Below are 13257 nucleotides of genomic sequence, written 5' to 3'. Positions count from 1 at the left end.
CGACTGCGCCTGCTGCACCTGGGCCTCGGCGGCCTGCAGTTCGGCCCCGCCCTCGGCCGCCGCCTGGGCCTGGGCCTGGGCGGCCTGCAACTGCGCCTGGGCCACGCCCAGGGCCTTGCGTTTTTCGTCCAGGCTGGCCTGGCTCAGAAAACCTTGCTGCACCAGTTGCTGGTTGCGCGACCAATCGGCCTGGGCCTGCTGCAGCGTCGCCTGGGCCTGGGCCACCTGCGACTGCTTGCCGATGCGCCCATTGGTGCGCACATTGGCCAGCTGGGCACGCGCCTGGGCCAGGCTGGCCTGGGCCTGCTGCACGCTGGCCTGCAGCTCGGTGGGCTCCAGCTGCACCAGCAACTGGCCGGCCTGCACCTGGTCGCCTTCCTGCACGGCCACGCGCTCGACACGGCCGACGATGGTGCTGCCCACACCCACGCGCGAGCGGGTTTCCACCCGGGCCGAAAACTGCAGGCTGCGCACCAGCGCCTGGGCCTGCACCTGCACGGCGGGCACCTGCGGCCCGCGCCAGCGCTGCACGCACCAGACGGCAGCCAGCAGCAGCACGGCGGCGCCGGCCAGCCACCACCAGCGGCGCGGGCGGCGGGCGGGTGCCGAGTGGGTAGTTTCAGATGCGTGTGGACTCACAGTGCGTTCCCCTGGTCCCGGGTGCCGGTACGGCCGGCCCCGGTTACGGCCTTATTCGTTGAACAGGCTGCCGGCCGCCTGCGGTGCCACCAGCCCCAGGTGCTGGTAGGCGGCCTTGGTGGCGATGCGCCCACGCGGCGTGCGTTGCAGATAGCCCTGCTGGATCAGGTAGGGCTCGATCACATCCTCGATCGTGCCCGCGTCCTCGCCAATGCTGGCCGCGATGTTGTCCACGCCCACCGGGCCGCCGTCAAAGCGGTGCACCACGGCTTCGAGCAGCTTGCGGTCCATCACGTCGAAGCCGCGCGGGTCCACGTCCAGCATGGACAGGGCCTTGCGCGCCATGTCCTGGGTGATGGTGCCGTCGCCCTTGACCTCGGCATAGTCGCGCACGCGGCGCAGCAGGCGGTTGGCGATGCGCGGCGTACCGCGCGAGCGGTTGGCGATTTCCTGCGCGCCCGCCGCATCGATGGGTGCGCCCAGCAGGCCGGCGCTGCGCGTGACGATGCGCGCCAGTTCCTCGGCGTTGTAGAACTCCAGCCGCGCCACGATGCCGAAGCGGTCGCGCAGCGGGTTGGTCAGCATGCCGGCGCGCGTGGTGGCCCCGACCAGGGTGAAGGGCTGCAGGTCCAGCTTGATGGAGCGCGCGGCCGGCCCCTCACCGATCATGATGTCGATCTGGTAGTCCTCCAGCGCGGGGTAGAGGATTTCCTCGACCACGGGGCTGAGGCGGTGGATCTCGTCGATGAACAGCACATCGTTGGCCTCGAGGTTGGTCAGCAGCGCCGCCAGGTCCTTGGGCTTTTCCAGCACCGGGCCGCTGGTCTGGCGCAGGTTCACGCCCAGCTCGGCGGCAATGATGTGGGACAGCGTGGTCTTGCCCAGGCCGGGCGGGCCGAACAGCAGCACGTGGTCCAGCGCCTCGCCGCGCTTGCGCGCCGCACCGATGAAGATTTCCAGCTGCTCGCGCGCCTTTTCCTGGCCCACGTATTCCTGCAACAGCTTGGGGCGCAGGGCGCGCTCCAGCACTTCTTCGTGCTTGTTGACCGGCGCGGGTGAGATGGCGCTGCTGCGCACGGCGGGCTGGCCCGGTTCGTCCGGGCGCGGCGCCTGGGGCGCGGCCTTGGCGCGCGGCTTGCGCGCCGGCGCGGCCTCGAAGTCGCCAAAATCTTCGGTGTGGATGCTCATGGCGGCTTACTTTGCCAAGGCCTTGAGGGCCAGCTTGATGCCCTCGCTCACGCCCACATCGGCGGGCAGGGCTTTGAGGCTGGCGGCCGCTTCCTTGTCCGAATAGCCCAGCGCCAGCAGCGCCTGCAGGATGTCGGACTGGGCATCGTTTTTGACCTGCGCTGCGGCCGTGCCCACCACGGCATCGCCCAGCTTGCCCTTGAGCTCCAGCAGCAGGCGCTCGGCAGTCTTCTTGCCGATGCCCGGCACCTTCACCAGCCGCCCCACTTCCTGCAGGGCGATGGCCTGCACCAGGTCCTCGATGGTCATGCCCGACAGCAGGGACAGGGCCATGCGCGGACCGATGCCGCTGACCTTGATCAGCTCGCGGAATGTCTGACGCTCCTGTGCGGTCGCAAACCCATACAGCAGCTGCGCATCCTCGCGCACGATAAAGTGCGTCAGCAGACTGACCGGCTCCCCCAGTGCGGGCAGGTTGTAGAACGTGCTCATGGGCACCTGCACCTCGTAACCCACGCCATGGCAGTCCACCAGGACTTGGGGCGGGTTCTTCTCCAGCAGGGAACCTGTCAATTTGCCTATCATTGCGATCCTTTGTTGCCGCCCGGTGCGGCCTTCCTCCAGGGAATTATCAGCGTGATCTTGCGCCACACCTTCACACCGCACAACAACCTGCGCCTGACCCACCTGTGTGGCCCGGCCGACGCCCACCTGCGCACCATCGAAACCGGCCTGCAGGTCAAGATTGCCCACCGCCACGAGCAGTTCAAGGTCGATGGTCCCAAGGCCAAGGCCCAGCAGGCGCTGGAGCTGCTGCAGGCGCTGTATGAAATGGCCGACCACGCCATCCCCGAGGACACGCTGCAGCTGATGCTGGCCGGCGATGCCGAGATGCTGGAGCCCGACGCCACCGCCGTGCAGCTGACCACGCGCCGCGCCGACCTGCGCGCGCGCACGCCCAACCAGGCGCTGTACCTGCAGAACATTGCCGAGCACGACATCACCTTCGGTATCGGCCCCGCCGGCACCGGCAAGACCTACCTGGCCGTGGCCTGTGCTGTGGACGCGCTGGAGCGCAGCGCCGTGCAGCGCATCGTGCTGACCCGCCCGGCCGTGGAGGCCGGCGAGCGCCTGGGCTTCCTGCCCGGTGACCTGACGCAGAAGGTCGACCCCTATCTGCGCCCACTGTACGACGCGCTGTACGACCTGATGGGCTACGAGAAGGTGCAAAAGGCCTTCGAGCGCAACGTGCTGGAGATCGCCCCGCTGGCCTTCATGCGCGGTCGCACGCTGAACAACGCCTTCGTCATCCTGGACGAGGCGCAAAACACCACGCCCGAGCAGATGAAGATGTTCCTGACCCGCATCGGCTTTGGCGCCAAGGCCGTGGTCACCGGCGACGTCAGCCAGATCGACCTGCCCAAGGGCGCGATGAGCGGCCTGATCGATGCCGAGCGCGTGCTCAAGCGCGTCAAGGGCATTGCCATCAACCGCTTCACCAGCGCCGACGTGGTGCGCCACCCGCTGGTGGCACGCATCGTGGACGCCTACGATGCCGGCAGTGCGCGCAGCCGCGGCTGAAACCTTCGAAATTCATAGCTGTCCGCACTTGGCCAGCAACCGCTAGAGCCCCAAATGGCACTCAACAACCTGTCCCTCTCCCTGCAATTCGGCCAGTTCGACAACCTGGCCGCGCACCGCGCCCTGCTGACCCGCGCGCGCGTCACCAAGTGGATCAAGCACGCCCTGGCCGTGGACGCGGAGATGGCCGTGCGCATCGTCGGCGAGGACGAAGGCCGCCAGCTGAACGCACAGTTCCGCAAGAAGGACTACGCCACCAATGTGCTGACCTTCGACTACCAGCAGGCCCCCACGGTGATGGCCGACCTGGTGATCTGCGGCCCGGTGATCGAGCGCGAGGCCCAGGAGCAGAACAAGTCGCTGGAAGAGCACTACGCCCACATGCTGGTGCACGGCACCCTGCACGCCCAGGGCTGGGACCACGAGACCAGCGAAGAAGACGCCGACGAGATGGAGGCCTACGAGACCGACATCCTGGCCGAGCTGGGCTATGCCGATCCCTACGCCAAGGACTGAGGCCCGCCCGCGCGGGCACCCGCGCAACGCAGCCCCCATGCAAAAAGGACGCCCTGTGGCGTCCTTTTTTGTGGCCCCAGGGGCTTGGGGCTTCAGCGGTCGATGCCCGTGGCCAGCACCAGCAGCAGCAGCACGGCGCTGACCAGTCCCAGCCAGGGCTGCAGGCCCACCAGCACCATCGGCACGCACCACATCAGCAGGCGCACCGCCAGCGCATAGAAATGCCCGGCACGGCGCAGGCTGGTCTGGCCCAGGGGCAGCCACTGCGCGCGCAGCGGGCTGTCCGTGGGCATGCCAGCGACAAAGCCGGCGTGGTGCCACTGGCGCGCCGCCAGCATGGAGCTGATGAAGGACAGGCCCAGCAGCACCAGCACCGCCAGGGTGTGCAGCTGCAGCACCTCGGCACGGCCGTTGGTCGCCGCCTCGGCCCAGCTGCTGTGCAGCAGCGAGACCCCGCCCATCAGCGCCAGCGTGGCCGTGGTGGCGGTCATGGTGCAGGACATCAGGGAGTTGCGGATGGTCTGCACGCCCAGCACTTCCGTGCCCTTGCTGTCCGAGATGGCCTGCAGCCAGTCCTGGCGCAGCTGGTCGTGCATGCGCGTGGCGCGCGCCGGGCGCAGCCACTGCTTGGCAAAGTAGGCCAGCGCCAGTCCCAGGGTGACCCACATGGGCCAGATGTATTCATACATGGCTGCTCACTCCATCGTCCATCCCGTGCCAGACCGGACCTCTGCACAGGGAAAAGGCCTGCAGCCCAATCACTACCTGCGCGGGCCGCTCTGGTTTTTTAAGACGCACCCCGCTTCGCCCAGGCGTGCTGCGCCAGCATGCCCACCAGCATGGCGGCGACGAACAGCCAGACCTCGCCATGGCCGGTGCTCAGGTTCATCAGCGCCGGACCGGGGCAAAAACCGGCCAGCCCCCAGCCGATGCCGAACAGCGCCGCACCGGTCAGCAGCTTGCCGTCCAGGGCCGTGGCCGTGGGCAGCTGCATGGGCTCGCCCAGCAGCGAGGTCTTGCGCCGCTTGGCCCAGGTGAAGGCAAAGATGGCAACCGCAATCGCGCCCGCCATGACCAGGGCCAGCGACGGGTCCCAGGTGCCGAAGACATCCAGAAAATTCAGGACCTTGGCCGGGTTGCCCATGCCCGACAGGATCAGGCCCAGGCCGAACACCAAGCCTGCCAACAATGCCACGAATGCGATCATGGTTCAGCCCCCCAGCACATGGCGCACCACGAACACCGTGGCCACGCCGGTGGCGATGAACACCGCCGTCGCCGACAGCGAACGCAGCGACAGACGCGAAATCCCGCAGACCCCGTGGCCACTGGTGCAGCCCGAGCCCAGGCGGGTGCCAAAGCCCACCAGCAAACCGGCGGCGATGATGACCAGCGGGTTGCCCGGCATCTCCATCGCCGGCAGCGGCGCAAAGCCCTGCCACAGCAGGGGCGCCGCCAGCAGGCCGACCACAAAGGCCAGGCGCCAGCCCGATTGGGGCGTGCTGCGCCAGGTGCCAGCCTGCAGCAGTTGGCCCACGATGCCGCTGATGCCCGCAATGCGGCCCAGCAACACCACCATCAGCGCGGCAGCCGCGCCGATCAACAGCCCGCCGGCCAGCGCGGCCCCGGGCGTGAACAGGTCCCATGCAATGTTCATGCAGGTTCTCCTTGCTTACAAAACAGCTGGTGCACCACCTGCATTAGTTGCAGGGCGCGTGCATCGGCCAGCTGGTACCAGATGAATTTGCCTTCGCGGCGCGTCGTCACCAGGCCTTCGCGCCGCAGCACGCCCAGCTGTTGCGACAGCGTGGGCTGCTGAATGCCGGTGAGCTGCTCCAGCTCGCCCACCGTGCGCTCCTGCAGCGTCAGCTGGCACAACAGCATCAGCCGGTCCTGGTTGCCCAGCACCTTGAGCATGGCCACGGCCTCGTCCGCATGGGCGCGCAGGGCATCCAGGTCCAGGGTGTCAGCACGGGTGTCGGTCGAAGATGGCTGGGTCATGGCAACAAATGCGGTGGGTGGCGAAAAGGCAGGGCCCTGACCTTAGGGGAAAACGCAAAGCGCTGCCCCCGACAAGGCCAAGCCCCCCGGTCCGGCCGCGGCGCCTTACTTGCGCGACGACAGCGGGCAGCTGCTGATGCCCAGCAGCGGGTACAGCGGGCAAAAGCGCAGCAGCCCGGTGGCCAGCGGTACCACGCCCAGCCAGCCCCACCAGCCCACCGTGCCGGTGGCGGCCAGGGCGATCAGCACCAGCCCCACCAGGATGCGCAGGACGCGGTCGATGCCGCCAACATTTGCTTTCATGGTCTTCTCCTTGCAGTTGATCCACACTGTCCAGATCCGGCCGGCGCCCCATGCGCCAGCCCGTGGTCACGACACGCCGGGCTGGCCCTGCCAGTCCTCGCCATCCAGAAAGAGAAAGGCGTGCGTCACAATCTGTTTTTATATATTATATTAAAAAGTAAATTGATGCAGCCCACCGCAGCATCCCCACGGTTTCCCCGCATAGGCGCCTGAAAGGACACACCATGCACATCGAACCCTTCTACGACGACGTCACCGGCACAGTGAGCTATGTGCTGGCCGACACCGCCAGCGGCCAGGTCGCGGTGATCGACCCGGTGCTGGATTTCGAGCCCAAATCCGGCACGCTGACCAGCGCCTCGTCCGACCGCATCATCGACTACGTGCGCGCCCATGGCTGGCAGGTGCAGTGGATCCTGGAAACCCACGCCCATGCCGACCACCTCTCGGGCGCGCAGCACATCCGCCACCACCTGGGCGGGCAGATCGCCATCGGCACGCACATCCGCACGGTGCAGCAGATGTTCCGCAGCATCTTCCACTTCGAGCGCGGCTTCCTGCCCGACGGCAGCCAGTTCGACCGCCTGCTGGCCGACGGCGAGCGCTTCCAGGTCGGTGGCCTGACGGTCACGGCCCTGCACGTGCCCGGCCACACACCGGCCGACATGGCCTACCAGGTCGAGGACGCGGTCTTCGTCGGCGACACCCTGTTCCTGCCCGACGTGGGCACGGCGCGCGCGACTTTCCGGGTGGCAATGCCGCGCAGCTGTACCACTCCATCCAGCGCCTGCTGGCCCTGCCACCCGCCACACGCCTGTTCGTCTGCCACGACTACCCGCCCCAGGGCCGTGTCCCGGCCTGGGCCTGCACCGTGGCCGACCAGAAGGCGCGCAGCATCCACGTGCGCGACGGTATCACCGAGGCCGATTTCGTCGCCATGCGCACCGCCCGCGATGCCACGCTGGCCATGCCCACGCTGATCCTGCCGTCCGTACAGGTCAACCTGCGCGCCGGCAAGCTGCCGCCCGCGGCCGAGGACGGTCGCACCTACATGCAGGTGCCGATCAATGCCTTTGCGCTGTACCAGCCCGCGCCCGACGGCGTCTGGCAGCCGGCCCGCGCCGACTGAGTGCCGCCGCCTTTTCTTTCATCCACCGAGGAGACCTGCATGAGCAGCTTTGACCACCAGCACCTGACCCGCGACATCAACAACGCCCTGCGCCCCTTCCGCCAGTCCCAGAGCGGCACCATGCAGGCCTTTGCCCAACTGGCCCAGGCCTCCATGGCCGAAGGCGCCATCAGCGCCAAGCACAAGGAACTGATCGCCCTGGCCATCGGCGTGACGCAGCGCTGCTCGGGCTGCATCGGCTTTCACACCAAGGCGCTGCAGAAACTGGGCGCCACCCGCCAGGAACTGGAAGAGATGCTGGGCATCGCCGTTTACATGGGCGGCGGCCCGGCACTGATGTACGCTGCCGAAACCCTGGACGCCTGGGACAAGCTGACCGCAACCACCCTGCAGGCCTGACCCGCGCCCGTTTGCCCCTCTTCGCCTGCCTGCCATGTCCGCACCTGCCCCCGCCAGCCCGCGTGCGCTGCACCTGCTGTTCGCTGCCCAGTCCCTGGGGGGCGCCTCGCCCCCGATCATCATCTCGCTCGGTGGGCTGGTGGGGCAGCAGCTGTCCGCCGACCCCACAGCCGCCACGCTGCCGGTCAGCCTCTACCAGCTGGGCCTGGCGCTGTCGACGCTGCCGGCCGCCTGGGTCATGCAGCGCCATGGCCGCCGGCCGGCCTATGTGCTGGGGGCGGTGCTGGGCGTGCTGTCGGGCCTGATCGCCGCGCAGGGCATTGCCCAGCAGGACTTTGTGCTGTTCTGCCTGGGCACGGCCCTGGCCGGTTTCTACGCCGCCTGCGTGCAAAGCTACCGCTTTGCGGCCATCGATGCGGTGGGTGATCCGGGGCTGCAGGCGCGCGCCATCTCGCGCGTGATGCTCGGCGGGCTGATTGCCGCCGTCATCGGCCCGCAGTTGGTGATCTGGACGCGTGACGCCCTGCCCATGACACCGTTTGCCGGCAGCTTCTACGGCCAGGCGGCCCTGGCGCTGCTGGCCCTGCCCCTGCTGCTGGCCCTGCGCCTGCCCCCGCCCACCCCGGCCAGCGTCAGCGGTCCGGCGCGGCCGCTGGGGGCCATCGTGCGCACCCCGCAGTTCATCGTGGCCTGCACGGCCGGCGTGGTCAGCTACGGGCTGATGGCGTTTCTGATGACCGCCACCCCCATGGCCATGGTGGGCTGCGGCTTCAGCGTGGGCGAGGCCGCCCTGGGCGTGCAGTGGCATGTGCTGGCCATGTTCGCCCCCAGCTTTGTCACCGGCCGCCTGATGGCACGCTGGGGCAAGCTGCCGGTCACGGCGCTGGGCCTGCTGCTGACGGGTGCCTCTGGCGTGATCGCCCTGATGGGGCTGGAGCTGCTGCACTTCTGGGGCGCGCTGATCCTGCTGGGCGTGGGCTGGAACTTCAGCTTCATCGGCGCCACCGCGCTGCTGACCGAAAGCTACCGCCCGGCCGAGCGCGCCAAGGTCCAGGCGCTGAACGACTTGCTGGTGTTCGGCACCGTGGCCCTGGCCTCGTTCGGCTCGGGCCGTTTGCTGCACACTGCGGGCTGGGACGCCATCAATGCCGGCATGCTGCCCCTGGTGGCAGGCGTGCTGCTGATGCTGGCCGCCCAAGCCTGGCGCCAACGCGCCGCCACCACCACCGCCGTATGACCACCACCCTCCAGATCCTGCTGCACGCCCCCGACGCCGAAGGCCTGCAGCGCGCCCGCATGAACGCCGTCAACGCCCGCAAGGGCGATCCCCACTGCGCGGTGCGCATCATCGCCAACGCGGCGGCCGTGGCCGCGGCGCTGGACACCCCGCACGAACATGCCGACGCCCTGACCTGGCTGTGCCCCAATTCCCTGGCACAGCTGCAACGCCCGGCCCGCGCGCCCCTGCAGGTGCTGGACGGCCCCGCCATCCTGGCCCTGGCACGCTTGCAGACCGAAGGCTGGACCTACATCCGCGCCTGAGGCGCCACGCCCCCCGGCGCACTAGGCGGGCGCAGGTCCAAGGTGCTTTGCGTTTTGCGCATGCCGGCGGCCCGGGCCAGCCACTAAGATCGCTCCATGGCTGCACCAGCACGGTGCACGCGCGCCCATCACAACAACATTCGGGAGACACGCATGGACATTCTGGGCATTGGCCCCTGGGCCCACATCGCCCTGCTGCTGGCGGCCGCCTTTGTGGCTGGCGCCCTCAACGCCGTCGCTGGCGGAGGCAGCTTTCTGACCCTGCCGGCCCTGGTCTTCACCGGCGTGCCGCCCGTGGTGGCGAATGCCACCGGCACCGTGGCCCTGCTGCCCGGCTACGCGGCCAGCGCCTGGGGCTTCCGCGAAGACATGGCCGCGCCCCCCGGGCTGACCCTGGGCAAATCCATCGCCCTGGCGCTGATCGGCGGTGCCGGCGGTGCGGCCCTGCTGCTGGTCACCCCCGACGCCACCTTCCGCAAGGTCGTGCCCTGGTTGCTGCTGGGCGCCACCGCCCTGTTCGCCTTCGGCCCGCAGATCCGCGCCTGGGCCTCGCGCAGCACCCACCCCGACGCCCCCGCCAGCACCACCAAGGCTACGCTGGGCATGCTGGCCGTGGCCGTCTACGGCGGCTACTTCAACGGCGGCCTGGGCATCCTGTGCCTGGCGCTGTTCAGCCTGCTGGGCCAGACCCAGCTGAACGCCATGAACGGCATGAAGAACCTGGTCTCGGCCCTGCTGACCGCGATTGCCGTGGGCATTTACGCCGCGGGCGGCATCGTCGAATGGCCGCAGGCCCTGGTGATGATGGTCGCCGCCACCGCCGGCGGCTATGGCGGCGCACGGGTGGCCCGCAAGATTCCGGCGCCGGTGCTGCGCTGGGGCATCGTGGCCACCGGCCTAGTGATGGCCGGGCTGTTCTTCGCCAAGGGCTGAAGCCCGGCGCTGACCCGCCAGCGCCGCCAGGAATGCCACAATCCGCGCCATGCACTGGACGACACCCTGGTTGGGATGGCTGCTGGCCTGGATCATCGCCGCCGGCGGGGGCGCCGGCTGGCTGGCGCAGCAGCGCCTGCAGGCGCTGAACGAGGGCTTCCAGACCAATGCCCGCATCGCCCACCGGCTGCTGAGCCAGCAGCTGGTGCAGCACGATGCCATCCTGGCCACGCTGGCCCTGCTGCAGCCCCAGCTGTCACCCGACGCCGGTGCAAACGCCACCGCCAGCGACCTGGCACGCCTGTACCCACAGATCCTGGGCATTGCCCAGCGCCGTGCCGACCAGCCCTGGCCCGCGCACTGGCCGTCCACCCTGGACGCGCTGGAGCAGCAGTCGCGCCGCAGCGGCCACGCCCACATGGACGCCAGCCGGCTGGCCGCCGGCACGCTGTTTGTCGTACAGGCCGGCCAGCCGGCCAGCTATGCCCTGGCGCTGGACCTGCGCGCCGCCGTGCCCACCGAGGAATGGCCCTACCCGCCCAGCCACAGCCCGGTCCGCATCTGGCTGACGCAGGGCGACACGCAATTGCTGCTGCAGCCCGGCGCCCCCGAGGCCGATGCCCCCGGCTGGGCCTGGACGCAGACCAAGACCCTGGCCTCGCCCAGCCAGGTGCTGGACCTGCACGAACGCTACAAGCTGCACCCCCGCCTGCTGCCGTGGGGGCCCATGCTGGCCTGGGCCCTGGTCTGCGCCCTGGGGCTGGCCGGCCTGCGCGCCGCCTGGCAGCAGCGCACGGCGCGCCTGCGCGCGGAGCAACTGCTGCAGCACGGCCATGTGGCCCGCCTGAACACCCTGGGCGAACTGGCCGCCGGCCTGGCGCACGAGCTGAACCAGCCGCTGACGGCCATCCTCTCCAGCAGCCAGGCCGCCCGCCGCCTGCTGGACGACCGCGAACCCGATGTGGACGCCGCGCGCCAGGCCATGGGCCAGGCCGCCGAACAGGCCAAGCGCGCCTCCGCCGTGGTGGGCCGCCTGCGCCGGCTGGTGGAACGCCCTGACACCGTGGCGGCGGCCCAGGCCGTGGCGCTGCAGGCGCTGGTCAACGACGCCCTGCACCTGCTGGAGCCCGAGCTGCGCCAGCGCCAGGTGCAGGTACTGCAGACCGTGCCCGCGCCGCTGCCGCCGCTGCACAGCGACCCGATCGCGCTGCAGCAGATCCTGCACAACCTGCTGCTCAACGCCCTGCAGGCCATGGAGGCCCTGCCCCCCGCCGAGCGGCGACTGGAGATCACGCAGACGCGCACCGGCGACTGGGTGCAGCTGCGCGTGCAGGACAACGGCCCCGGCATCGCCCCCGAGGTGCGCGACCGGCTGTTCACCCCCTTTGCCACCACGCGCAGCCAGGGCCTGGGTCTGGGGCTGACGCTCAGCGAAAGCCTGGCCGAATCCCTGGGCGGCCACCTGCGCCTCATTGAGCGGCCGGCGCTGCGCGGCGCCTGCTTTGAACTGACCCTGCCCCTCCCCACCGAGCATGCCCAGCCCTGACCCCCTGCAGCAATCCCCCCTGATCCACCTGGTGGACGACGACCAGGCCGTGCGCGACAGCCTGTCGCTGCTGATCGGCACCGTCGGCCTGCGCGTGCAAACCTGGGCCGACCCGCTGGCCTTCGCTGCCCAGTTCGACCGCCAGGCCATCGGCGCCATCGTGCTCGACGTGCGCATGCCCGGCGTCGGCGGCCTGACGCTGCTGGGCCAGCTGATGGAACAGGGCGTGGACCAGCCCATCCTCATCCTCACCGGCCACGGCACGGTGGACATGTGCCGCCGCGCCTTCAAGAACGGGGCCACCGAGTTCCTGGAAAAGCCCGTGGACGACGAAGTCCTGCTGGAGACCCTGCAGGCCGCCGTGCGCCAGCATGTGCGCCTGCGCGCCCAGACCCAGGCCGACCGCGACGCCCAGCAGCGCTACGCCCAACTCTCACCGCGCGAGCGCGAAGTGCTGGCCCTGATCGTGCAGGGCCTGACCAACAAGGAAATCGGCCGCGCGCTGGACCTGTCGCCGCGCACCGTGGAAACCCACCGCGCCAACCTGTTCAGCAAGCTGGAAGCGCCCTCGCTGGCCTGGCTGATCCGCCGCTACGCCACACTGGCCGACGACCGCGGCGCCGCCCCCGCGGCCTGAGCCCTCCGTAGTTCTACGCAATCGCGCGCGTAGCCGCCCGCATGGTGCGCCGCGCGCGCTCTCTCTACAGTACTTCCCAGGCGCTGCAACCGGCCTGCGCCCCCGAACCCTCTGTAGAAAGCACCACCATGTCCCGCATCGCCACCCCCGCCATCGCCATCGCCCTGTGCCTGCTGGGCACTGCCGCCCAGGCCCAGGCCGTCCGCACCGAAAAGAACATGTCGCTGGAACTGGCCAACCAGATCGCCGCGCGCAGCGTCGCTGCCTGCGCCGCCAACGGCTACGCCGTGACCGCCACCGTGGTCGACCGCGCCGGCACCGTGCGCGCCGTGCAGCGGGCCGACAACGCCGGCCCCCACACCCTGGAAGCCAGCCGCCTGAAGGCCTACACCGCCGCCTCGGCCAAGAACAGCACCCTGGCCATCATGGAAGGCGCCCAGAAGAACCCCGGCGCCGCCAACCTGGTGAACATTCCCGGCTACCTGCTGCTGGGCGGTGGCCTGCCCGTCAAGGTCGGCAACGAAGTCATCGGTGCCGTGGGCATCGGCGGTGCGCCTGGCGGCCACCTGGATGACCAGTGCGCACAGACCGCCCTGGGCCAGGTGCAGGACCTGCTGAAGTAATTCCAGCCCACCTCCGCGCCACGGACACCGGTCCGTGGCCCGTACAGCGCCAGCACTCTGAAAAGCAGAGTGGCTGGCGCTTGCTGTATCTGCGTTGGATGTATTGACCCAGCGGTTTCTGCACAGGTCAGGCTGCTAAAGCATAAGCCTCAGCGGGGGTCTTCATGCCCAGCGCCTGATGAGGGCGCCGGTGGTTATAAAAGCCGATCCAATCTGCGAT

At 69.4% G+C, this 13257-nt stretch carries 17 protein-coding genes and 2 pseudogenes; 10 read left to right on the top strand and 9 right to left on the bottom strand.

Annotated features, from left to right (window positions below; translation table 11 throughout):
- From SJH88_RS16350 to ruvA, 3 genes and pseudogenes are all read right to left on the bottom strand, one after another.
- A pseudogene (locus SJH88_RS16350) lies at window positions 1–639 on the bottom strand (efflux RND transporter periplasmic adaptor subunit); the annotation flags it as partial.
- Window positions 640–690: 51 nt separating this feature from the next.
- Window positions 691–1827, bottom strand: coding sequence for a Holliday junction branch migration DNA helicase RuvB (gene ruvB, locus SJH88_RS16345; protein WP_274755097.1), 1137 nt, complete (start codon window positions 1825–1827; stop codon window positions 691–693).
- 6 nt (window positions 1828–1833) lie between these two features.
- Entirely contained in the window at window positions 1834–2412 is a 579-nt protein-coding gene (ruvA, locus tag SJH88_RS16340) for a Holliday junction branch migration protein RuvA (RefSeq protein WP_043385372.1), read from the bottom strand.
- Between the two features lie 51 nt (window positions 2413–2463).
- On the opposite strand from ruvA, the gene SJH88_RS16335 reads away from it, so the two are divergent.
- Both SJH88_RS16335 and ybeY read left to right on the top strand, forming a co-directional pair.
- The gene (locus tag SJH88_RS16335) at window positions 2464–3408 is read left to right on the top strand and encodes a PhoH family protein (protein WP_274755096.1); all 945 of its coding nucleotides are present in this window, start codon (window positions 2464–2466) and stop codon (window positions 3406–3408) included.
- 54 nt (window positions 3409–3462) lie between these two features.
- Window positions 3463–3924, top strand: a complete 462-nt coding sequence (gene ybeY, locus SJH88_RS16330) for an rRNA maturation RNase YbeY (protein ID WP_042414493.1) — start codon at window positions 3463–3465, stop codon at window positions 3922–3924.
- Between the two features lie 92 nt (window positions 3925–4016).
- Here the strand turns inward: ybeY and SJH88_RS16325 are convergent, their stop codons facing one another.
- The 5 genes from SJH88_RS16325 to SJH88_RS16305 all read right to left on the bottom strand — a co-directional run bounded on the left by SJH88_RS16325 (window position 4017) and on the right by SJH88_RS16305 (window position 6228).
- Entirely contained in the window at window positions 4017–4613 is a 597-nt protein-coding gene (locus SJH88_RS16325) for a DUF599 family protein (protein WP_043385366.1), read from the bottom strand.
- 98 nt (window positions 4614–4711) lie between these two features.
- Entirely contained in the window at window positions 4712–5131 is a 420-nt protein-coding gene (locus SJH88_RS16320) for a YeeE/YedE family protein (protein WP_043385363.1), read from the bottom strand.
- A 3-nt stretch (window positions 5132–5134) separates the two neighbouring features.
- Window positions 5135–5581, bottom strand: a complete 447-nt coding sequence (locus SJH88_RS16315; RefSeq protein ID WP_274755095.1) for a YeeE/YedE family protein — start codon at window positions 5579–5581, stop codon at window positions 5135–5137.
- Window positions 5578–5925, bottom strand: a complete 348-nt coding sequence (locus SJH88_RS16310; protein WP_042414502.1) for an ArsR/SmtB family transcription factor — start codon at window positions 5923–5925, stop codon at window positions 5578–5580. Before SJH88_RS16310 ends, SJH88_RS16315 begins: the two co-directional genes overlap by 4 nt.
- A 105-nt stretch (window positions 5926–6030) precedes the next feature.
- Complete coding sequence (locus SJH88_RS16305; protein WP_042414634.1) at window positions 6031–6228, bottom strand: YgaP family membrane protein; 198 nt, start codon at window positions 6226–6228, stop codon at window positions 6031–6033.
- Window positions 6229–6452: 224 nt separating this feature from the next.
- Between SJH88_RS16305 and SJH88_RS16300 the strand changes: the two are divergent.
- The 8 genes and pseudogenes from SJH88_RS16300 to SJH88_RS16260 all read left to right on the top strand — a co-directional run bounded on the left by SJH88_RS16300 (window position 6453) and on the right by SJH88_RS16260 (window position 13037).
- Window positions 6453–7357: pseudogene (locus tag SJH88_RS16300) on the top strand (MBL fold metallo-hydrolase).
- A 39-nt stretch (window positions 7358–7396) separates the two neighbouring features.
- The gene (locus tag SJH88_RS16290; protein WP_042414509.1) at window positions 7397–7756 is read left to right on the top strand and encodes a carboxymuconolactone decarboxylase family protein; all 360 of its coding nucleotides are present in this window, start codon (window positions 7397–7399) and stop codon (window positions 7754–7756) included.
- Window positions 7757–7790: 34 nt separating this feature from the next.
- Window positions 7791–8993, top strand: coding sequence for an MFS transporter (locus tag SJH88_RS16285; protein WP_274755094.1), 1203 nt, complete (start codon window positions 7791–7793; stop codon window positions 8991–8993).
- Complete coding sequence (locus SJH88_RS16280; protein WP_210930107.1) at window positions 8990–9298, top strand: hypothetical protein; 309 nt, start codon at window positions 8990–8992, stop codon at window positions 9296–9298. Before SJH88_RS16285 ends, SJH88_RS16280 begins: the two co-directional genes overlap by 4 nt.
- Before the next feature lie 153 nt (window positions 9299–9451).
- The gene (locus SJH88_RS16275; protein ID WP_042414518.1) at window positions 9452–10231 is read left to right on the top strand and encodes a sulfite exporter TauE/SafE family protein; all 780 of its coding nucleotides are present in this window, start codon (window positions 9452–9454) and stop codon (window positions 10229–10231) included.
- A 49-nt stretch (window positions 10232–10280) separates the two neighbouring features.
- A complete protein-coding gene (locus SJH88_RS16270) occupies window positions 10281–11777 on the top strand; it encodes a sensor histidine kinase (RefSeq protein ID WP_274755093.1) in 1497 nt (498 codons plus the stop codon).
- On the top strand, window positions 11764–12414 hold the full coding sequence (locus SJH88_RS16265) for a response regulator transcription factor (RefSeq protein ID WP_274755092.1): 651 nt from the start codon (window positions 11764–11766) through the stop codon (window positions 12412–12414). The genes SJH88_RS16270 and SJH88_RS16265 overlap by 14 nt, the downstream gene beginning before the upstream one ends.
- A gap of 128 nt (window positions 12415–12542) precedes the next feature.
- Window positions 12543–13037 (top strand): GlcG/HbpS family heme-binding protein, encoded by a 495-nt coding sequence (locus tag SJH88_RS16260; RefSeq protein WP_274755091.1) that lies wholly within the window; start codon window positions 12543–12545, stop codon window positions 13035–13037.
- Between the two features lie 127 nt (window positions 13038–13164).
- On the opposite strand, the gene SJH88_RS16255 is transcribed toward SJH88_RS16260, so the two are convergent.
- Window positions 13165–13257 (bottom strand): integrase core domain-containing protein, encoded by a 93-nt coding sequence (locus SJH88_RS16255; protein WP_274754630.1) that lies wholly within the window; start codon window positions 13255–13257, stop codon window positions 13165–13167.

Source organism: Comamonas sp. GCA5 (assembly GCF_036541385.1).
GTDB lineage: Bacteria > Pseudomonadota > Gammaproteobacteria > Burkholderiales > Burkholderiaceae_C > Comamonas > Comamonas aquatica.
Note: the sequence above shows the minus strand (reverse complement) of the source record. Positions and strands in the feature narration are given on the sequence as shown.

Excerpts from the sequence above, each read along its gene's own strand:
- SJH88_RS16315 (WP_274755095.1), bottom strand. The coding sequence starts at position 5,581 with ATGAACATTGCATGGGACCTGTTCACGCCCGGGGCCGCGCTGGCCGGC.
- SJH88_RS16320 (WP_043385363.1), bottom strand. The coding sequence starts at position 5,131 with ATGATCGCATTCGTGGCATTGTTGGCAGGCTTGGTGTTCGGCCTGGGC.
- ruvB (WP_274755097.1), bottom strand. The coding sequence starts at position 1,827 with ATGAGCATCCACACCGAAGATTTTGGCGACTTCGAGGCCGCGCCGGCG.
- SJH88_RS16325 (WP_043385366.1), bottom strand. The coding sequence starts at position 4,613 with ATGTATGAATACATCTGGCCCATGTGGGTCACCCTGGGACTGGCGCTG.
- SJH88_RS16270 (WP_274755093.1), top strand. The coding sequence starts at position 10,281 with ATGCACTGGACGACACCCTGGTTGGGATGGCTGCTGGCCTGGATCATC.
- SJH88_RS16290 (WP_042414509.1), top strand. The coding sequence starts at position 7,397 with ATGAGCAGCTTTGACCACCAGCACCTGACCCGCGACATCAACAACGCC.
- SJH88_RS16275 (WP_042414518.1), top strand. The coding sequence starts at position 9,452 with ATGGACATTCTGGGCATTGGCCCCTGGGCCCACATCGCCCTGCTGCTG.
- SJH88_RS16305 (WP_042414634.1), bottom strand. The coding sequence starts at position 6,228 with ATGAAAGCAAATGTTGGCGGCATCGACCGCGTCCTGCGCATCCTGGTG.
- SJH88_RS16265 (WP_274755092.1), top strand. The coding sequence starts at position 11,764 with ATGCCCAGCCCTGACCCCCTGCAGCAATCCCCCCTGATCCACCTGGTG.
- ruvA (WP_043385372.1), bottom strand. The coding sequence starts at position 2,412 with ATGATAGGCAAATTGACAGGTTCCCTGCTGGAGAAGAACCCGCCCCAA.
- SJH88_RS16310 (WP_042414502.1), bottom strand. The coding sequence starts at position 5,925 with ATGACCCAGCCATCTTCGACCGACACCCGTGCTGACACCCTGGACCTG.
- SJH88_RS16260 (WP_274755091.1), top strand. The coding sequence starts at position 12,543 with ATGTCCCGCATCGCCACCCCCGCCATCGCCATCGCCCTGTGCCTGCTG.
- SJH88_RS16285 (WP_274755094.1), top strand. The coding sequence starts at position 7,791 with ATGTCCGCACCTGCCCCCGCCAGCCCGCGTGCGCTGCACCTGCTGTTC.
- ybeY (WP_042414493.1), top strand. The coding sequence starts at position 3,463 with ATGGCACTCAACAACCTGTCCCTCTCCCTGCAATTCGGCCAGTTCGAC.
- SJH88_RS16280 (WP_210930107.1), top strand. The coding sequence starts at position 8,990 with ATGACCACCACCCTCCAGATCCTGCTGCACGCCCCCGACGCCGAAGGC.